Genomic DNA, 18,159 nt, shown 5'->3' on the forward strand with positions numbered 1-18,159 from the left:
AGTGATCAGCAACTGTAGCCAAAGAGTAACATAGTCTAGGACTGATTGCTGTCGTGATTAATCATAAAGTGTCGGTGTGTTGATGGCTATTGATAACGAATTGATATTAATATGGAATTATTCCTAGTTTTATTACTTTTAGCAGGGTTCACTTACATTCTAGTTCGCAACAGTGCTAAGGGCTTAACAACTACGCCCGTTTGGTTGCTGTGGCTAGTGATTATGATTCCTGCTATTACTTGGAGTGTGTGGTTTTTAGTGATGGGAGAGGATGAACCGCCCCCACCTTTACTGCTGATTATTCCCTTTATTGTTTCTCCTTTGCTTTATTTCTGGTTAATCCAAAAAGGAAGAAAAGATCAAGGGGGGGAAGCCACTAATTCTAACTCCTCTCCTCAAGCAACAGCTTCTAATCAAAATCTACAAGCAACTTTACTAGAACAGCAACAACAACAACAGAAAAAGCCTCCAAAACTGCTAAGTAAAAACGAAGAAGAACAATTAAAGAGTTGTTTTTCTTGGGAGTTTTATTACTTACAAAATCTTGATTATGGTGGGCAAGCTGTTTTATGTCGAGGCAAGCTAAGAACCGCTCCTGATAAGGCTTATTATAAAATTAAAAAGAATATTCAAGAGAAGTTTGGAGATCGCTTTTTAGTAATTTTTCAGGAGAGTTTTCAAGGGAAAGAGCCTTTTTTTGCTTTAGTTCCTAATCCCAGAACAAAAGAGAAAGAAGAAACGAGAAATAATGATGAATTAAATAAACCTGTATTAGCACTCTCTTTAGCTGTAATTACCCTATTTACGACAACAGTAGTTGGGGCAACTTTAGCAGGAGTTTCTCAGGAAGAGGCTCAATCTGATCCGAATTTATTATTAGAAGGATTGCCCTATGCGTTAAGCCTAATGTGGATTTTAGGATGCCACGAATTTAGCCATTATTTTACAGCAATTTACTACAATATTCGGGCAACATTACCTTATTTTATCCCCTTTCCTTTCTTTCTCGGAACGTTGGGGGCTTTTATTCAGATGAAGTCGCCAATTCCTCATCGGAAAGCATTATTTGATGTGGGAATTGCTGGCCCCATTGGGGGATTTGTGATGACAGTTCCGCTTTTACTTTGGGGACTTTCCTTATCAGAAATTGTTTCTCTAACTGATGAATCAGGGTTATTAGTGGTTGAGTCTCTTGACCCAAGATCATCGCTTTTAATGACAGTGTTGTGTAAACTAGCGTTAGGGGAAGACTTTGTGCAGGGAACAGCCATTGCTTTACATCCGATCGCGATCGCGGGTTATATTGGAGTGATTGTCACAGCCCTTAATTTAATGCCAGTGGGACAACTTGACGGTGGGCATATTGTTCATGCTATGTATGGACAGCGCACTGCTGTGATTATTGGTCAAATTTCACGGTTTTTAATGTTAATTTTAGCCATCATTGAGCCGAGTTTCTTGATTTGGGCAATTCTTCTTTTCTTTATGCCTATTTTTGATGAACCAGCATTAAATGATGTGTCGGAATTGGATCAAGTTCGAGATTTATTGGGCTTCCTTTCTTTAGTGTTATTAGTATCAATTTTATTACCTCTTCCTGCAACGTTTACAGAGTTTTTAAATGTTTAAGGTTTTTATCCTTTGTCCTTCGTCTTTTGTAAACCAATGACCAATGACTAATGACTAATAACTGACTGTGTGCGTTAATAGACTAAGAAATTAATAGATCAGGATAATAAATTATGAGCCAAGAGAATCAACCAGGAGGCATCAAAATTGTTGCCCAAAATCGCAAAGCAAGATTTCTTTATGAAATTTTAGAAACCTATGAAGCAGGGATTCAGCTTATTGGAACGGAAGTTAAATCCATTCGCGCAGGGCGTGTTAATCTCCAAGATGGTTATGCCTTAATTCGCAAGGGAGAGGTTTGGATGATTAATGTTAATATTTCTCCCTATGAGGCAACAGGGTCTTATTTTAATCATGATCCGAAACGGAGTCGGAAACTACTGTTGCATCGCCAAGAAATTAATAAACTCATTGGTAAAACCGAACAAAAAGGCTTAACTCTTGTTCCCCTCAAGATGTACCTGAAGAAAGGATTAGTTAAGGTTCAAATTGGATTAGCGAAAGGGAAGAAACTCCACGACAAACGAGAAACCATTAAACGTCGTGAAGATCAAAAAGAAATGCAACGAGTGGTTAAGCGTTACTAATAATTCCCGACCACTGAACAGCTTTCTCCCGACTACGGCGGTAGGAGAAGAAATGTTCTGGTTGCTGATAAGTACAGTGAGGAGAAACGGCAATTTGTTCAGGGTGAAAGCCCATATTTTGGAGTTGGAGATAGTTGACTCGTCGTACATCTAAACGCACTTTTCCCCCTTGGGTGTCTGGAAAGAGGGGAGAGGGTTGCACTTGCCAAAGTTGTTCTAAAATTTCGGTGGAACTTCGATCAGGAAATAGACTTTTTCCCACGTCTATGGCGACATCTTCTGAAACTTGATAGACTTCTCCACTAATCGCGGGCCCCAAAGCCACTCTTAAGTCTGATAATTGGCTACCATGAGAGAGAAAATGCGCGATCGCGCTAGGTAAAATAGATAAAGCTGTTCCGCGCCAGCCTGCATGAACCGCCCCAACTTTTCCCCTTCTAACATCAGCTATTAAAATCGGCGTACAGTCAGCACTTGCCACCCATAAAGCCTGTTTTTCGCCATCACTGCATAAACCGTCGCCATCCACAAGTTTTGTATTTTCTAAGGGCATTTCTGAGGGGCTAACAATAATTTTTCCATGCACCTGTTTTGTGCGGTAGGGTTTCGCCTCAAGAGAAAGACACTGGGTTAACTCAGAAAGAGAATAATCAGTACAGTCGCGAGTAAAGAAGGCATGAGAAAAGCCAGCCAGTAAATTACACCTGAAATAAGACACACCTTGCGCGACATGATATTCCCAATTGGACATGGCTGGTTGAGCAAAAGTTGAGGAAAACACCACAGTAATCCGTCCTGACAAATATTGAGTTGGCTTAACTAATTATGAATGATTAATTCTGTATTCGCCCCTGTCTTTGGTACAATCAGGATGCTGTTGTTTAGATTAACACAACACTAAGCAATTATCCTTTTAGTTAGTTTGCTCATTTTAATCATGGGATTTGCTCAACTCTCGATCACTGCAATTGCTGAGGAATATAATCTTCCTGTGGAAGAAGTCTTCCGTTATTGTCAGCAGATGGGAATCGCTTATAAAAACCAAGACACCTGTCTCGCCTTGGAAGATGCAAAAGCGGTAATTCAACAAATCTTATCTCAAAGTCATCAGCCTTCTGGTCACTGATGAGATGAATGTTAACGGCAGCACCAAGATTAAAAAACCCAATTAAAAATCAAAAAGCGTTTTGAGGAGAACTATATTATGTTAAGAAAACTGATCTTACTAACAGTCGCCACTGTCTTTTTTGCTTGGCAACTTTTAGCAAGTCCAGCTACAGCGTTGGAATTAGACGAAGAAGCCCGAACCGTCAAGTATAATGAACAAGGGGATGAAGTTGTTATCAGTATTAAAGAAGCCCAAAGAGGAAAACGGCTTTTTAATGATACTTGCGCCCAATGTCATTTAGGAGGAATTACCAAAACTAATCCTAATGTGGGACTTAGTTCTGAGGCGTTAAAAGGGGCAGAACCACCAAGAGATAACATTGCTGGGATTATTGACTATCTAAAAAATCCCACCACTTATGATGGGGAAATGGACATTAAGGAGATCCATCCCAATACCACACGCGCTGATATCTATCCTGAAATGAGAAATTTAACTGAGGATGATTTAGAAGCGATCGCGGCTCATATTTTAATTCAGCCTAATGTCCGCGGTAAACAGTGGGGCGGCGGTAAGGTTTATAACTAATCCTTTCATAGAAACCCCTCCTCCTTGATTGTGGGGAGGGATTTTGTTTGTCCTTTGTTGTTTGTCCTTTGTCCTTTGTCCTTCGTCCTTCGTTGTTTGTTGTTTGTACACCAATGACTAATGACCAATGACCAATGACTAATGACTAATGACTAATCTTTTTAATTGTGTCTGGATTTGGCTTTGTACTGCTGGTTCATTTTGATTCGCATCAATTCTCAAAATCTGCTGGGGAAATTGGTTGGCTAAATCTTCATAGCCTTGTCTAACGCGCTGATGAAAGGCAATATCGGCTTTTTCTAATCGATCGCGCTTCCCCCGTTTTTTGACCCGTTCTAAGCCTGTTTCTATAGCTACATCTAGCCAGAGGGTTAAATCGCTTTCTAAACCGTCAGAGGCGATAGCATTAAGCTGTTGGATTAATTTTAGGTCTAACCCTCGCCCATACCCTTGATAAGCAGTAGTGGAGTGAATATAGCGATCGCAGAGAATAATTTTTCCCTCTTCTAATGCTGGTTTTAAGACTTCCTTGACGTGCTGAGCGCGATCCGCCGCATATAACAGTAACTCGCTACGGTAATTTAAATCCAAGGAATGGTCACTTAAAAGCAGCGATCGCAGTTTTTGTCCTAATTCTGTTCCCCCTGGTTCGCGAGTTTGTAAGACTTCTACAGGTTTTCCTAAGCCTCCTTGTGATAGCCACTGGGCGGTTTTTGCCATTTGACTACTTTTACCACCGCCTTCGATCCCTTCAAATACAATAAATTGACCTTTCATCTGTATAGCGTTTCTTACTCTATTAGGTACACAAGTCAGTAGTCATTGGTCATTGGTCACTGGTCATTAGTCATTGGTCATTGGTCATTGGTCATTAGTCATTAGTCATTAGTCATTGGTCATTAGTCATTAGTCATTAGTCATTAGTCATTGGTCACTGGTCATTAGTCATTGGTCATTGATCACTGCTTTACAAACAACAAAGGACGAAGGACAAAGGACAAACAACGAAAGATAAAGGACAAAACAATTAAGAATGTACCTTATGAGAAGAAAAACTGCTATAGCAATCAGCAATGATTCATGAGAAATTTTTGGGGCAAATTGCTTTCTCTACTATCTCCCCATCTCCCTTGTCTCCCCATCTCCCTATCTCCCTATCTCCCCATCTCCCTTGTCTCTTGATATTAGTTGCAATCAATCGCTAAGTTTGCGATGATAGAATTATTAAGATATCTTGCATTTTAAAAACTAGATTTAATATAGAGTTTAATCTATGATATCTCCTTAATCCTTTTGAGGAGTAGCACGTATTCAGCGATAAAATTTATGCAAAAGGAAAACAGACCGCGTTACGACGCACAAGCGATCGCGCAGTATTATCGTCAATTTCCCTTTTTAATCCTAAGACGACTGGTAGCAATTGTCTGGATACTGGGGAGATTTTTTCTCCACTTAAAACTGGATCAGTGGCGAGGATTAGAAGAACAGAATAAATATAAACGTGCAAGAGAGTTACGAGAATTACTAACGAAACTGGGACCCACTTATATTAAAGTAGGACAAGCTCTTTCCACTCGCCCTGATTTAGTGCGGAAAGACTTTTTAGACGAATTAACTAAATTACAAGATCAGTTACCCCCCTTTGATAACGCGATCGCGTTTAATATTATTGAAAAAGAGTTAGAACGCCCAGTTAAAGATATTTATCAAGAAATTTCCCCAGAACCTGTGGCAGCAGCAAGTTTAGGGCAAGTTTATCGCGCTGTTTTACATTCAGGGGAAGAAGTAGCAGTTAAAGTACAGCGTCCCAATTTAGAGCCAATTCTCACGTTAGATTTATATATCATGCGTTGGGGCATTAGTAAAATTAAACGTTGGCTTCCCCTAAACTTAGGACATGATTTAACCCTAATTATAGATGAATTTGGCAATAAGCTCTTTGAAGAAATTGATTATATTAATGAAGGGAAAAACGCCGAACAATTTGCTAATAACTTTAAAAATGATGAGACGGTAAAAATTCCTAAAATTTACTGGGATTATAGTAGTTATCGAGTTCTTACTTTAGAATGGATTAATGGCTTTAAGCTCACCGATACTCAAAAAATTGAAGCTGCGAATTTAGATCAAAATGAAATAACAGAAATTGGTGTTGTTGCTGGATTAAGACAACTGTTAGAACATGGTTTCTTTCATGCTGATCCCCACCCTGGAAATTTATTTGTAATACCCGATGGGCGCATGGCTTATATTGATTTTGGCATGATGGATCAGCTAGAAGAGGAGACAAAAGAAACCCTAGCAACTTCCATTGTTCATCTCTTAAATAAAGATTATGAAAAATTAGCAGAAAATTTCATCTTTTTAGGATTTCTCGCTCCTGATACAGAAATTGAACCCATTGTTCCCGCTTTAGAACAAGTGTTAGGAAATGCGATGGGGGAAAGCGTGAAAAACTTTAACTTTAAAACGATTACTGATGAGTTTTCCGAGTTAATGTATGATTACCCCTTCCGCATTCCTGCTAATTTTGCTTTAATTATTCGCTCTCTCATTACCCAAGAGGGATTAGCCTTAACTCTTGATCCTAATTTCAAAATTGTAGAAGTGGCTTATCCCTATGTAGCGCAAAGATTACTGAGAGGAGAATCTCCTGAAATGCGCCGGCGGTTAATTGAGGTGTTATTTAAAGATGGCAAATTCCAATGGCAGCGATTAGAAAATATGATCGCGATCGCGCGGACGAATAACCATAATTTTGATTTACTACCCACAGCGCGTTTAGGGTTGCAATATCTCCTTTCCGAAGAAGGGAAATATCTACGCCAACAATTATTATTAGCGTTAACAGAGAATGAAGAATTGCAAACGGAACAAGTTGAGCGGTTATGGAATTTGGTCAAAGAAGACCTAAAACCTGATAAATTATTCGATGTGGCTCTCAGTAGCTTGCGAGAAATTTCTTTAGAGGAAGTAGCAGCCTTAAAGCCAAATCAATAAGGTACTATCCAGATAACAAAATTCTTTAATCATTATGTACTCGAATCTTTTTGCTCAACCCCCCTATTTACTGCTTCTATTTGGACTATTAATTAGTGTTACCTGTGGCGTAGCTTTTCAAAAAGTTCTCAAGCAAACCGTTCAACAATGGTATAAAGCCGCGGATGAAGGGAGTGAGACAAATGTTGATGCTTTATCCGTTTTTATTCCCTTTTTAGGCATCTGTGGCGGTATTTTTGCCTTTCTCGCAGCGGGATTAGAAATTGTAATTAATTCTTGGAAACTCTCAGGCGCGATCGCGCTTCCACTCACGATTGTTACAGGACGTTTAGTCTGGTCACAGTTAAAGGTATTACTAGTAAAGCTACAAGAAGGGGGCTCACAAGCTCTTGATCTTGACAATATCTTTTAAGACAAAAAAAGGTGGGGTTTTCCCCACCCTTACCCTTAATTACCCTTGAAAATAAGGTGGCTCATTCCCAGGCGCCCATTTGATATTACAACCAATACTTGGCTGTTGATCAGGGCTAACGGGTTGATCGGCTAAAACCTTTTCAATGGCAGCCCGTAAATCCTTCCCATTGACAGGTTCATCATTGCCAGGGCGACTATCATCAAGTTGTCCCCGGTAAACTAAAGCGCGATCGCTGTCGAAAAGGAAAAAATCAGGCGTACAAGCTGCGGTATAGGCTTTAGCCACTTCTTGGGTTTCGTCATAGCAGAAGGGAAAATTAAACCCTTCCTCTTCCGCCATGGCTTTTAAGTTTTCAGGGGCATCATCAGGGTGAGTTTGCACACTATTCGCACTAATTGCGACAATCCCTAACCCTTGATCTACATAATCTTTCCCAATCCGAGCAAGTTCAGATTTTATATGCTTGACAAAAGGGCAATGCTGGCAAATAAACATGACCAACAAGCCTTTTTTATCAGCAAAACTTGCTAAGGAAATGGTTTTTCCTGAAACTGTATCAGGGAGTTGAAAATCGGGGGCTTTTGTCCCCAATTCCAGCATAGTTGAAGCTGTTTTAACCATATAACGCTCCTGTCAGGATGAAATAAGCCCATTTCTAGCTTAACTAAGTTCTTCGGCTGTATCTTCCTCAGCAGTATCTTCTTCTACGACTTCCTCTTCCATAGTGGCTGCTTCTTCTTCCACCACTTCAGGAGTTTCCTCTTCTACGACTTCCTCTTCAGCAACTTCAGGAGTCTCTTCTTCTACAGTTTCCTCTTCCATGGTGGCTGGTTCTTCTTCCACCACTTCAGGGGTTTTCTCTTCTACGACTTCCTCTTCAGCGACTTCAGGAGTCTCTTCTTCTACAGTTTCCTCTTCCATAGTGGCTGGTTCTTCTTCCACCACTTCAGGAGTTTCTTCTTCTACGACTTCCTCTTCAGCAACTTCAGGAGTCTCTTCTTCTACAGTTTCCTCTTCCATGGTGGCTGGTTCTTCTTCCACCACTTCAGGAGTTTCTTCTTCTACGACTTCCTCTTCAGCAACTTCAGGAGTCTCTTCTTCTACAGTTTCCTCTTCCATAGTGGCTGGTTCTTCTTCCACCACTTCAGGGGTTTCCTCTTCTACGACTTCCTCTTCAGCGACTTCAGGGGTTTCCTCTTCTACTGCCTCTTCTTGAGTTAATTCAGAAGGAACTTCTTGGGTTTCACCGCCCAATTCGGTATCTTCTGCAGAAGGTGTCCCACAAGCCGTGGTAACAAATAAGAAAAGACAAGCAATAAAAATAATCAGAATTTGTCTTAATTTTGTCCAGTTCATAGCATTTACCCTTGAAAACTTAAAAATTGACTATACAGACATTACCTTAGCAAACAATCTAGTGATCTGTTAGTGGAAAAATTGACACTCTCGTTTTCGGGAGGTTAAATCAGTATTACTAATCTTTTTTCTTAAATTGATGAGTTTTTTCTATTAGTTGTTTAATTTTACATTTCTTAACGACTACTTTTCGAGCCCAAATATTGACGGGTTTGCGCTGTTTCAGGTATCATAAGAAAAACAATAATCCAGAGGGAATTCTGACTTTTTATAAATCTTGCTACCTCAAACCCTGATTTTACGTAGCGTTAAGCTCGGTTTTGTCAAGTTTTTAGGTGACTCGTCGAATGGATTTTTGTTGCGAAATTAGACAAATTGTAAAGAGCTATTGACAGTTAATCTTTGATAAGGTAACAAGAAGCGAATCATAAACCGAGTTCAGTTAACCGATTTTCCATTGTATCCCAAGAAATATTTTGTTCAATATATTGGGGGTTATCAGGGTTATAAGGACTAGAAGCGCGATCGATGCTGAGAATTTTTGCCTCTTCTGCTAACACAGGAACATCAGGATCATAAGCAGTGGGGTTCATCAAAGAACTAGAAAACCCCTTAAAAATCAAAATCTGATCTGCTTCCCCTTCTAGCTCTACATCCAGTAATAGCACTTCTTGGGGATATCGCAAAGTATATTGTTCTAAGCGTTTTTCTGGGGTCATCAGTAATTATTCCTCCACCATCGCAGTTCGTCCTTCTTTAACTAAACGAACAATTAGAAAATACCCTAAAGAGGCAACATAGACAATTAACCCAATCATCCCTAATACTCCTAAAAAGCCGGGAGCAGAGTTAGCATGAAACCACTGCTGATAAAGCTGAGGGGCTTCTAACCACACTTGACAATAAGCCCCACCTCTCGCTTCTTCGGAAAAAGCACAAGCAAAGAAGGGAAGATTAATTAACGCCCCAATAATACAATAAACCGTCATTGCCCAACGCCAGGCTGTAAACGTAAACTTTAATGGACGCTGAGGTTGATCTGCAATATCTTCGTTCACATCCGCCCAAAACCAGAGAGAAATCGGAATCAAAACGCGGGCAAAAAAGCCTGAAAGATATCCCAAGGGCCAACCTGGAATCATTAAATAAACCGTTATCATTAACAGACTAGAAACACGCCAGTAGATGATAAGAAGGCGTTGCAGACTTTGTGCTTTTTGGATAAAAGCCCACAATAATAAAATTAAAGGTATCAGGACGGTAAAAATTACCGCCAACCGATAATCTGTCCAAACTAGGGGACGATACCAAACTTCCGCTTCCATATCTTTAATAATTTGCTTACAACATCCGTTATCTTAGCAACTGTCATTATTTCACTTTTTCCTGTCCATAGAAATCAATCCGATAATCATTGATCTCGATTCCTGTTCGTGATTCTATTTCTTGGATTAAATCTTCGGGTAGTTCCACATACACATCAACAATTTTTCCACTGTCAACACAGTTAACATGACTATGGGGTTCACTGACATGACCATATAAACGCCCTTCACCGCGTTCAATACATTCAATAATGCCATGACTAGATAGGGCTTCTAAGTTCTGATAAACTGAAGTGTGTCCAATATCAGTTCCTTCTTGATTGAGACGGTCATAAATTTCCCGTGCTGAGAGATGTTCTTCACAACGCCACAATAATTCCAAAATTGACCGCCGTTGACGACTCAGCCGCATTCCCTTTTCTTGACATTGAGCAAGAGCATCTTCTAAGCAAGTTTTGGTTTGAGGTGGTGTTTCTGACGCTTGGGAGTGGGTGGCGCTGGTTTGGTTTTGGATTCTAATCATAGTTCTAAGCGAGTGATCTACAAATAAGTGTTTGTCTCAGGATACCTATAGAGGGAAGTTTAATACTATTGTGATCCCTCCTTGCTATAAATTCAAAGTCATATCCACTTTAACTTATGGCTAAAATTAAAAAATCGAGCGAGAAACTCCCGCTCGATGGAATCTTGATTTGGTGTCGCTTGGCGACAATCTCGCATTTTATTGGAAACTTAGAAGTTAGTCTAAGTCCTGACGGTTTGGGTTACGAGCGGGATCATTAGATAAGAACCCAAAAACAAATAAACTAACAAAAAAGGCAATAACTAGGTAAACACCGATTTTTAGAGTAAGCATAATCTCTGTTTATTATTGAACTAAATACTAACACTAACACTTCTATGATAGTGAGTTCAAGCTGATTATCGCAACAAAAAAGGTGGGAAAACCCACCTGTAACAGTTTTAATTAAAAAACGCCCTAAAAAATAGTTGAGCAAAAGTAAGGTTTAATGTCGTCTTAAATTCGAGAATTGGAAGCCGAAATTATTGATGGAAAATTAAATTAGAGTTCCCATCGTGAGGTTACTCCTGAATCAAGTTGCAAGTAATAGGGCAAGCAGCAAACTTAGCGGTTTGCTTGAGAATGCTTTTGCCATGTAACCAACGTAACCAGCTAACATCTTGGGGATGAATTCCTTTTAAGGTTAATCCCGCAGAGGTTAAAATAATTGCTAATAAGTTAAAGCCAATAACACTACTTGCCACTAACAAAACTGCACTCATGGGTAAAATGGATTGAAGCGCGATCGCGAGTAGACAGGCTATTGCTGTCATTACTGCAACCACAGGAAATCCTACCACTAAAAAGCAAACCGTTAAAGCAAAACACCAAATCGAAAAGCTTTTTAGAACCGCAAAGAATTGATTTTGAGTAGCATTTTGATTGTGAGTTAATTGCATTTTATTTTCCTCCAGTTTTTATAAACAGAACTGTAATTATGTTTTTATGAAATTTGAGTTTCTATGGGACTTTCCGAATGTAATAATTCAGTATATCCATAGGAATTTTAAAAATGAGTATATAGCAATATAAATTTACATTTTTTGGAAATAAAGCAGTAATTATACTCAGGTTATATGCCAAAGAATGGGAATTAAGAGCTTTTTTTCTTAATTCAGCTTAAAACAGTCATTGGTCATTAAGAATCAACAAGTAAATGTAGTCTCTGTCTCATCCCTTACTTGTTCAGTTGCTTTTCTAACCGATTTAAAAGGTTTTTCATACACTGAGGACGACCATAGATAATATCAGTGGTAATTTCTTCGAGAATATTAGATAAGGCTTGATCTGGTTGTAGCTGTTTGGGGGAAGCCAGAGCAACAATAGGTAATTGGTGGTTCATCTGACTTAATTGTTTTAAGCCTGAAATCATTTCTGAAGATGGTTCAATCCCTTCTAAATTTAAGAAAATTACGTCGGTGACTTGCTCTTGGATTTGGTGATAAATTTCAGTCCAAGAGGTGGATAGAAAGCTACGATAACCCGCAGTATTTAAATATTGAATAAAGGCTTTTAGCCATTCTGAGTCTTTTGAATTGGGCGTATTGAGTTTTTGACCATCCACAACGACAATATGGGGAATAGGATTACCATTAGCAGGGTTAATTCCTGCTGCAAACTGTAATACTGACCAGAGGATTTGCGAGGAATAATTACAGTTTACTTCTAAACAGGGATAGACAGATAAATTTCCCACTTGATGAGCTAATTGTGCAGTTTCTGGATCAAGGCAGACTACAGGAAGATGAAGGATGCTATCTTGTTGGCTAATTTCGGTGATAAAAGATTGGGGGATGTTATTACCAGTTAGTAATAACACATCAGAATGCCAAATGCGTTGTAAGAGTTCGGCTTGTTCAGGATCATCCGCTTCTAGTATGCGATAGTTAATGTTTTTGGGAGTTTGTGGAGGAACGTTTAATACTTCTGTTATCGAATCTCGCTTTGGTGGAGGGTTACTGTCTGTGTAGTGAAGTCGTAAAACCGTTAAATATTGCCGATACAGCGATCGCGGTGCGGCACAAGCTAAAAGGGCTTCTTCTAGGGAATCGGTTTCCATGGGTAAGGTGAGGAAAGCATCTGCCCCATTACTCATGGCTGGTTCTTTTTCGGCGCGGGTAGCGGTGATAATAATGGGAATCTGGCAACTACTGGGATGAGATTTAAGGAGCGTCAGAACATCCCAACCTGAGAGCAAGGGTAAAACAGGATTAAGTAAAATAGTACACGGTTGAAAGGTACGCGCTTTAGCAAGGGCTTCTGTTCCCGATCGCGCGATCGCGACACGATAGCCTAGTTCTCGTAGTTGATGGGTAACATTATTTAGATATTGGGGCACAGCTTCTACCACTAAAACTAATTTATTCACCCCTTGATCTGAACCAGCGAAGGGACTTAAGGATTTTTTCGGCGGGTTTGGGGGAAGTAACAGGGTAAATTGTGATCCTTTGCCACTCTCAGAAATAAAGGAGACATCTCCACCATGGGCGTGGGCTAAGCGTTGGGTTAACACTAAGCCTAACCCTGTTCCTGAAAATTGGCGTGTCATGGGGTCTTCTAATTGTTGAAATTTCTGGAAAATCAGATGTTGCGAGTCTTCTGGAATCCCAATTCCTGTATCCCAAACTTTAAAAGCAATCCAGCCATCCCATTGATTCACCTCTAGCCCAATTTCTCCTTTTTCAGCAGTAAATTTGCGGGCATTAGAAAGTAAATGCACTAGCATTTGTCGCAAGCGCAATTCATCGGCAACAATGGTGTCTAATTCTGGGTCTAAATCTAATTTAAAATTAGCCTGAGAAGAGGGGGTTTGCTGTTGGGCTTCCTCATAAGCGCGATCGCAGAGAGTTTTTAGCTTCACTACTTCTGGATGCAATTGTAACTGTCCTGTTTCCAAGCGAGCCAAATCCAGTAAATCATTCACCAAATTCATTAATTGGCGACCACTTTGATAAACTTGATCCACATAGCGTTGTTGCCGTTCATTTAATTCCCCAATACTGTTTTGATTAAGTAAATTAGATAAGCCAACAATTGCAGTAAGAGGGCTTTTCAATTCATGGGTAATACAAGCTAAAAATTCATCCTTTAGCCGATTTAACTGGACTAAGTCAGCATTTTTCGCTGCTAACTCTTTACATAATTGTCGCTGCTCAGAAATATCTGTTGCTACTACTAAACATAAAGAACCTAACTCACTCTCAGGGAGATTAAGGGTAATAAATTTCCACACCCCTGAAGTTTTTGCCTTAAGCTGATCATCAGTGGAGCCTGAAACGGGAAACAGAGGACAACCATGGGTTTGACTGTATTCCGTTACAGGAGAGTCTGAAATAATGTTACACCATTGCTTTTCTGTACTGAGAGCAGCTTCAGCGCTGATTAAACAACAATTTTCCTGATAAGAACAGATTTTCTCGCGCCAATAAGAGTTTTGATGAATCAGTTTCCCCTGTTTAGTTTGAAGCATTAAGGGAAGTGGCAATTTCTCTAAAAAGTCTAATAAAGCGGTTACTTTACCATTTTGGTACTGCCTGGGAGTATTTGGTTGCTGTTTTTCCCGCAAAAGAACCTGTAATATAGTTTCTGTATCCAATTCTCCCTGTAATTTCCCCTCTTGATCGATCACTAAAATTTTTTCCTCGCCATTGTTTTTTTCCAAATAAGGCAGTACAGTAGTCAGGGTTGAGCTTTGCGAAATGAGGGTGACAGGAGAGAGTAAGCGATCAGAATAAGGCTGATCCAATTCATAACGCCAGGCTGTCAAAGCAGAGATAATCCCTAAGGGGTGCTGGGCTTCATTGACAATCACTAGAAAGTTACTATCGTATTCTTCACAAAACTGGCGGATGGTTTCTAGATTGTTTGGCGATTGACAATGGGGAATAAACTTTGTGAATTGTTCTAAACTCGGATCATAATCTGACATGAGGTGTTACGCCTAATCCTTATTCTCTACAATTTCTTCAACTGTGGAAAAAATTAAACCTGATTTATCGTTTTCCTCTCCTTCTCATCAATTAAAATGTTAAATTTTTATAAAAGGAGGGATGCTAACAACTGCCATTTTTTTGCAATGAGTGTCGAGTGTCCCACTTTTAGCGCATTCTTTAGTAATTATTTTGATTGAACCTTGTCTGCTCAAATTTATCTTTGTCTATTGACCACTAATGATGATATCGTAAACTCCCTAGAAGAAACTTTAACTAAAGATTACTATCATCTTTGTACTTTTCACTCGTCTGATACTTTTTTAGAATACATTTTGGAGCAAAGGGAGCAAATTGACTGCCTAATTTTGGAGCAAGATCAAACTTTTTCTCCCTCAATTAGTCAATTAAAAGAAGATGGCAAATTACTACCGACTGTTATTCTAGCAAATGTAGATGAGAATGAGCGATTAGTTTATCATCCTGCTCAAGTAGAGATTTCGGTGAATGAACTCTCAGAGGTTCCCAGCGCGATCGAGCGTGCAATCACGGATTTCCTTCAGCTTACCCCCAATTCTAAACCAGAGTTTAATATCCAAGAAGTTAATGAATTTTTAACAATTAAGCAAAATCGTTTAACTAAAAAATTACAAGAGCGATTAGGATACAAAGGAGTGTATTATAAACGTAATCCAGAAGATTTTTTTCGCAATCTAGATTCTTCAGAGAAAAAAGCTCTCTTGGAGGATATTACCGAAGAATATCGCCTAATTCTTTTAGAATATTTTAATACAGCAACTGATGTTAATAGTCGAATTGACCAATTTGTGATGAAAGCATTTTTTGCTGATCTTTCTGTGTCTAAAATTATGGAAATTCACATGGACTTAATGGATCAGTTTTCCCAGCAACTAAAACTAGAAGGTCGCAGTGATGAAATTTTACTCGATTATCGCTTAACACTGATTGATATAATTGCACATTTGTGCGAAATGTATCGTCGTTCATTACCGACAAAAACTCTTAAATAAATGATAGTATTAAGTTATAATTGCTACTAGCTAAGATTATTTTTTATCATTAATTTTCAGTTTATGAGTCAATCTTCTAAAAGAACCTATGTCCTAAAACTTTATGTTGCTGGCAATACTCCAGAATCAGTCCGTGCTCTCAATACTTTAAAGGCTATTCTTGAAAAAGAGTTCCAAGGGGTGTATGCTCTCAAAGTGATTGATGTACTCAAAAATCCCCAACTCGCTGAAGAAGATAAAATTTTGGCTACTCCTACCTTAGCTAAGGTTTTACCACCGCCTGTGCGAAAAATTATTGGCGATCTCTCGGATCGCGAAAAAGTCTTGATTGGCTTAGATTTATTATATGAAGAAATTAGTAACAATCAAGAAGAAGAATTTCCAGAATAGTAATTATTTTTTTAGTAAACTTAGACGTAATTAATGACATCTTAATTATTATGGCTAAATCAAACAATCAGGAACAAAATCAAACCCAAAAAAGCATTCAGAAAATCCGCACCATGGTAGAAGGCTTAGATGAAATTAGTCATGGTGGTATTCCCATTGGTCGAACTACTTTAGTAAGTGGAACATCTGGTACAGGCAAAACCTTGCTTGCGATTCAATTCTTATATAATGGAATTAAAGAGTTTGATGAACCAGGAGTTTTTGTTACCTTTGAAGAGTCCCCAGCAGATATTATTATTAATGCCAATAGTTTTGGTTGGGATTTACAGGGGCTAATTGACGAAGGAAAATTATTTATTCTTGATGCGTCTCCTGATCCTGAAGGTCAAGAAGTGGTAGGAAACTTTGATTTATCAGCATTAATTGAGCGTATTCAATATGCAATTCGCAAATATAAGGCAAAACGAGTTTCCATTGATTCAGTAACAGCAGTTTTTCAACAATATGAAGGCGTAGGATTAATTCGTCGCGAAATTTTCCGACTGGCTGCGCGCTTAAAACAAGTGGGCGTTAGCTCAATTATGACCACAGAAAGAGAACATGAATATGGGGCTGTGGCAAGATTTGGAGTGGAAGAATTTGTGTCGGATAATGTGGTCATTGTTCGCAATGTCTTAGAAGGAGAACGCCGCCGTCGCACCATCGAAATTCTGAAATTACGGGGAACAACTCACATGAAAGGCGAGTACCCCTTTACTATTAATAAAGATGGGATTAATATCTTCCCCTTAGGGGCAATGCGTCTCACCCAACGATCATCAAATGAACGGGTTTCTTCAGGAATTGCTACTCTGGATCAAATGTGTGGCGGTGGATTCTTTAAAGACTCGATTATTCTTGCTACAGGCGCAACAGGAACAGGAAAAACATTATTAGTGAGCAAATTTTTAGAAGAAGGTTGCTTACGTGGCGAACGAGCGATTTTATTTGCTTATGAAGAATCTCGCGCTCAATTATCCCGTAATGCTTATTCTTGGGGAATAGATTTTGAAGAGTTAGAAGAAAAGGGATTATTAAAGTTACTTTGTACCTATCCTGAATCTGCTGGTTTAGAAGATCATTTACAGGCGATTAAATCAGAAATTGAAGAATTTAAGCCTTCAAGAATTGCTATTGATTCCCTTTCAGCATTAGCAAGAGGGGTGACAGAAAATGCCTTTCGACAGTTTGTTATTGGAGTAACAGGTTACGCCAAGCAAGAAGAAATTACAGGATTCTTTACGAATACCACGGATCAATTTATGGGATCTCATTCAATTACTGATTCCCATATTTCTACCATTACCGATACGATTATTATGCTTCAATATGTGGAGATTCGAGGAGAAATGTCGCGAGCTATTAATGTATTTAAAATGCGCGGTTCTGGACATGATAAAGGAATTCGAGAGTATATTATTGATGAAGATGGGCCTGAAATTAAAGCATCTTTCCGTAATTATGAACGGATTATTAGTGGCGCACCAAGTCGAATTTCTTCTGATGAAAAATCAGAATTGTCTCGAATTGTAGAAGGGGTGCGAGGAAAATCGGAAGAAGATGCTTAATTATTTACGAGGAACTGTAGTTCAGGTAGTACGGGATACGGGTAGCCGTGTCAAGTTAATTCTAGAGGTAAATCAGGTGGGGTATGAAGTGCAAATTCCATCTCGTTTTGGGCGGAAATTAGAAGAGGAAAACTCAGAAGCGGTGCAGGTATTTACCGATCAACAAATTCGTGAGGATCACTTAATTTTATATGGCTTTGAAAGTGGCGCAGAACGGGATTTATTTCGCAAATTAATTGCAGTGAATGGGGTAGGAAGTCAAATGGCGATCGCGCTTATTGATACCTTAGGATTACCTGAATTAGTCGAAGCGATTGTCACTGAAAATATTCAGTTATTAACAAAAACCCCAGGGGTGGGAAAGAAAACCGCCGAACGCATTGCCTTAGAATTAAAAACCAAACTTGCCCAATGGCGAACCGAATCAGGATTAGTTAAAAAAGGAGATGAAAGTCTTGCGCCAAAACCAGAAATTCGGGAAGACGTGGAGATGACGTTATTGGCGTTAGGGTATTCTAATCAGGAAATTGAACAGGCTTTATCTGTGATCAGTCAAGATTCATTATTAGCCAAAAATCCCAATGCTGAGGAGTGGATTCGTAGCGCGATCGCGTGGTTAAGTCAATAATATT

20 protein-coding genes are annotated in these 18,159 nt (G+C 39.1%); 10 read left to right on the plus strand and 10 right to left on the minus strand.

Features of this window, described 5'->3' with window-relative positions; all coding sequences use genetic code 11:
• Positions 1 to 111: 111 nt before the first annotated feature.
• A complete protein-coding gene (locus tag FRE64_RS08305; protein ID WP_146295541.1) occupies positions 112 to 1,629 on the plus strand; it encodes a site-2 protease family protein in 1,518 nt (505 codons plus the stop codon).
• 113 nt (positions 1,630 to 1,742) lie between these two features.
• Positions 1,743 to 2,216: an SsrA-binding protein SmpB gene (smpB, locus tag FRE64_RS08310; RefSeq protein WP_146295542.1), complete on the plus strand. Its 474-nt coding sequence runs from the start codon at positions 1,743 to 1,745 to the stop codon at positions 2,214 to 2,216.
• Here the strand turns inward: smpB and pgeF are convergent.
• On the minus strand, positions 2,203 to 3,000 hold the full coding sequence (gene pgeF / locus FRE64_RS08315; RefSeq protein WP_315862632.1) for a peptidoglycan editing factor PgeF: 798 nt from the start codon (positions 2,998 to 3,000) through the stop codon (positions 2,203 to 2,205). The two genes, smpB and pgeF, sit on opposite strands and share 14 nt — an antisense overlap.
• A gap of 153 nt (positions 3,001 to 3,153) precedes the next feature.
• On the opposite strand from pgeF, the gene FRE64_RS08320 reads away from it, so the two are divergent.
• Both FRE64_RS08320 and psbV read left to right on the plus strand, forming a co-directional pair.
• On the plus strand, positions 3,154 to 3,342 hold the full coding sequence (locus FRE64_RS08320; RefSeq protein WP_146295543.1) for a translation initiation factor IF-2: 189 nt from the start codon (positions 3,154 to 3,156) through the stop codon (positions 3,340 to 3,342).
• Positions 3,343 to 3,420: 78 nt separating this feature from the next.
• On the plus strand, positions 3,421 to 3,912 hold the full coding sequence (gene psbV, locus FRE64_RS08325) for a photosystem II cytochrome c-550 (protein WP_146295544.1): 492 nt from the start codon (positions 3,421 to 3,423) through the stop codon (positions 3,910 to 3,912).
• 138 nt (positions 3,913 to 4,050) lie between these two features.
• Here the strand turns inward: psbV and tmk are convergent, their stop codons facing one another.
• Positions 4,051 to 4,689 (minus strand): dTMP kinase, encoded by a 639-nt coding sequence (gene tmk, locus FRE64_RS08330; protein ID WP_146295545.1) that lies wholly within the window; start codon positions 4,687 to 4,689, stop codon positions 4,051 to 4,053.
• Positions 4,690 to 5,238: 549 nt separating this feature from the next.
• On the opposite strand from tmk, the gene FRE64_RS08335 reads away from it, so the two are divergent.
• Both FRE64_RS08335 and FRE64_RS08340 read left to right on the plus strand, forming a co-directional pair.
• Positions 5,239 to 6,912, plus strand: a complete 1,674-nt coding sequence (locus tag FRE64_RS08335) for an ABC1 kinase family protein (protein WP_146295546.1) — start codon at positions 5,239 to 5,241, stop codon at positions 6,910 to 6,912.
• A gap of 34 nt (positions 6,913 to 6,946) precedes the next feature.
• Complete coding sequence (locus tag FRE64_RS08340; protein ID WP_146295547.1) at positions 6,947 to 7,324, plus strand: hypothetical protein; 378 nt, start codon at positions 6,947 to 6,949, stop codon at positions 7,322 to 7,324.
• A 39-nt stretch (positions 7,325 to 7,363) separates the two neighbouring features.
• Here FRE64_RS08340 and FRE64_RS08345 read toward each other — a convergent pair whose 3' ends face one another.
• The 8 genes from FRE64_RS08345 to FRE64_RS08380 form a co-directional block, all read right to left on the minus strand.
• The gene (locus FRE64_RS08345; RefSeq protein WP_146295548.1) at positions 7,364 to 7,948 is read right to left on the minus strand and encodes a thioredoxin family protein; all 585 of its coding nucleotides are present in this window, start codon (positions 7,946 to 7,948) and stop codon (positions 7,364 to 7,366) included.
• Positions 7,949 to 7,987: 39 nt separating this feature from the next.
• Positions 7,988 to 8,683, minus strand: coding sequence for a hypothetical protein (locus tag FRE64_RS17470; protein ID WP_186708737.1), 696 nt, complete (start codon positions 8,681 to 8,683; stop codon positions 7,988 to 7,990).
• A gap of 425 nt (positions 8,684 to 9,108) precedes the next feature.
• Positions 9,109 to 9,402: a DUF7734 family protein gene (locus FRE64_RS08355; RefSeq protein ID WP_146295549.1), complete on the minus strand. Its 294-nt coding sequence runs from the start codon at positions 9,400 to 9,402 to the stop codon at positions 9,109 to 9,111.
• 6 nt (positions 9,403 to 9,408) lie between these two features.
• On the minus strand, positions 9,409 to 10,008 hold the full coding sequence (locus FRE64_RS08360; protein WP_146295550.1) for a DUF3177 family protein: 600 nt from the start codon (positions 10,006 to 10,008) through the stop codon (positions 9,409 to 9,411).
• Between the two features lie 46 nt (positions 10,009 to 10,054).
• On the minus strand, positions 10,055 to 10,531 hold the full coding sequence (locus FRE64_RS08365; RefSeq protein WP_146295551.1) for a Fur family transcriptional regulator: 477 nt from the start codon (positions 10,529 to 10,531) through the stop codon (positions 10,055 to 10,057).
• A gap of 216 nt (positions 10,532 to 10,747) precedes the next feature.
• Positions 10,748 to 10,864 (minus strand): photosystem II reaction center protein I, encoded by a 117-nt coding sequence (locus FRE64_RS08370; protein WP_146295552.1) that lies wholly within the window; start codon positions 10,862 to 10,864, stop codon positions 10,748 to 10,750.
• A gap of 227 nt (positions 10,865 to 11,091) precedes the next feature.
• The gene (locus FRE64_RS08375) at positions 11,092 to 11,469 is read right to left on the minus strand and encodes a hypothetical protein (RefSeq protein ID WP_146295553.1); all 378 of its coding nucleotides are present in this window, start codon (positions 11,467 to 11,469) and stop codon (positions 11,092 to 11,094) included.
• Between the two features lie 278 nt (positions 11,470 to 11,747).
• Positions 11,748 to 14,498 (minus strand): hybrid sensor histidine kinase/response regulator, encoded by a 2,751-nt coding sequence (locus FRE64_RS08380; protein ID WP_146295554.1) that lies wholly within the window; start codon positions 14,496 to 14,498, stop codon positions 11,748 to 11,750.
• Positions 14,499 to 14,702: 204 nt separating this feature from the next.
• Here FRE64_RS08380 and FRE64_RS08385 point away from each other — a divergent pair, with 204 nt between their 5' ends.
• The 4 genes from FRE64_RS08385 (at position 14,703) to ruvA (ending at position 18,155) form a co-directional block, all read left to right on the plus strand.
• The gene (locus FRE64_RS08385; RefSeq protein ID WP_146295555.1) at positions 14,703 to 15,530 is read left to right on the plus strand and encodes a circadian clock protein KaiA; all 828 of its coding nucleotides are present in this window, start codon (positions 14,703 to 14,705) and stop codon (positions 15,528 to 15,530) included.
• Positions 15,531 to 15,593: 63 nt separating this feature from the next.
• The gene (gene kaiB, locus FRE64_RS08390) at positions 15,594 to 15,920 is read left to right on the plus strand and encodes a circadian clock protein KaiB (RefSeq protein WP_146295556.1); all 327 of its coding nucleotides are present in this window, start codon (positions 15,594 to 15,596) and stop codon (positions 15,918 to 15,920) included.
• Between the two features lie 50 nt (positions 15,921 to 15,970).
• Positions 15,971 to 17,527, plus strand: coding sequence for a circadian clock protein KaiC (gene kaiC / locus FRE64_RS08395; RefSeq protein WP_146295557.1), 1,557 nt, complete (start codon positions 15,971 to 15,973; stop codon positions 17,525 to 17,527).
• A complete protein-coding gene (gene ruvA, locus FRE64_RS08400; protein WP_146295558.1) occupies positions 17,520 to 18,155 on the plus strand; it encodes a Holliday junction branch migration protein RuvA in 636 nt (211 codons plus the stop codon). The genes kaiC and ruvA overlap by 8 nt, the downstream gene beginning before the upstream one ends.
• The last annotated feature ends 4 nt before the right edge of the window (positions 18,156 to 18,159 follow it).

Origin of the sequence: Euhalothece natronophila Z-M001 (assembly GCF_007904085.1) — a bacterium.
In the GTDB taxonomy this organism is placed as follows: Bacteria; Cyanobacteriota; Cyanobacteriia; order Cyanobacteriales; family Rubidibacteraceae; genus Halothece; species Halothece natronophila.

Excerpts from the sequence above, each read along its gene's own strand:
- FRE64_RS08345 (WP_146295548.1), bottom strand. The coding sequence starts at position 7,948 with ATGGTTAAAACAGCTTCAACTATGCTGGAATTGGGGACAAAAGCCCCC.
- FRE64_RS08305 (WP_146295541.1), top strand. The coding sequence starts at position 112 with ATGGAATTATTCCTAGTTTTATTACTTTTAGCAGGGTTCACTTACATT.
- FRE64_RS08340 (WP_146295547.1), top strand. The coding sequence starts at position 6,947 with ATGTACTCGAATCTTTTTGCTCAACCCCCCTATTTACTGCTTCTATTT.
- FRE64_RS08365 (WP_146295551.1), bottom strand. The coding sequence starts at position 10,531 with ATGATTAGAATCCAAAACCAAACCAGCGCCACCCACTCCCAAGCGTCA.
- FRE64_RS08335 (WP_146295546.1), top strand. The coding sequence starts at position 5,239 with ATGCAAAAGGAAAACAGACCGCGTTACGACGCACAAGCGATCGCGCAG.
- kaiB (WP_146295556.1), top strand. The coding sequence starts at position 15,594 with ATGAGTCAATCTTCTAAAAGAACCTATGTCCTAAAACTTTATGTTGCT.
- ruvA (WP_146295558.1), top strand. The coding sequence starts at position 17,520 with ATGCTTAATTATTTACGAGGAACTGTAGTTCAGGTAGTACGGGATACG.
- FRE64_RS08375 (WP_146295553.1), bottom strand. The coding sequence starts at position 11,469 with ATGCAATTAACTCACAATCAAAATGCTACTCAAAATCAATTCTTTGCG.
- FRE64_RS08320 (WP_146295543.1), top strand. The coding sequence starts at position 3,154 with ATGGGATTTGCTCAACTCTCGATCACTGCAATTGCTGAGGAATATAAT.
- FRE64_RS08370 (WP_146295552.1), bottom strand. The coding sequence starts at position 10,864 with ATGCTTACTCTAAAAATCGGTGTTTACCTAGTTATTGCCTTTTTTGTT.
- tmk (WP_146295545.1), bottom strand. The coding sequence starts at position 4,689 with ATGAAAGGTCAATTTATTGTATTTGAAGGGATCGAAGGCGGTGGTAAA.
- FRE64_RS08360 (WP_146295550.1), bottom strand. The coding sequence starts at position 10,008 with ATGGAAGCGGAAGTTTGGTATCGTCCCCTAGTTTGGACAGATTATCGG.
- FRE64_RS17470 (WP_186708737.1), bottom strand. The coding sequence starts at position 8,683 with ATGAACTGGACAAAATTAAGACAAATTCTGATTATTTTTATTGCTTGT.
- FRE64_RS08380 (WP_146295554.1), bottom strand. The coding sequence starts at position 14,498 with ATGTCAGATTATGATCCGAGTTTAGAACAATTCACAAAGTTTATTCCC.
- smpB (WP_146295542.1), top strand. The coding sequence starts at position 1,743 with ATGAGCCAAGAGAATCAACCAGGAGGCATCAAAATTGTTGCCCAAAAT.
- FRE64_RS08355 (WP_146295549.1), bottom strand. The coding sequence starts at position 9,402 with ATGACCCCAGAAAAACGCTTAGAACAATATACTTTGCGATATCCCCAA.
- psbV (WP_146295544.1), top strand. The coding sequence starts at position 3,421 with ATGTTAAGAAAACTGATCTTACTAACAGTCGCCACTGTCTTTTTTGCT.
- kaiC (WP_146295557.1), top strand. The coding sequence starts at position 15,971 with ATGGCTAAATCAAACAATCAGGAACAAAATCAAACCCAAAAAAGCATT.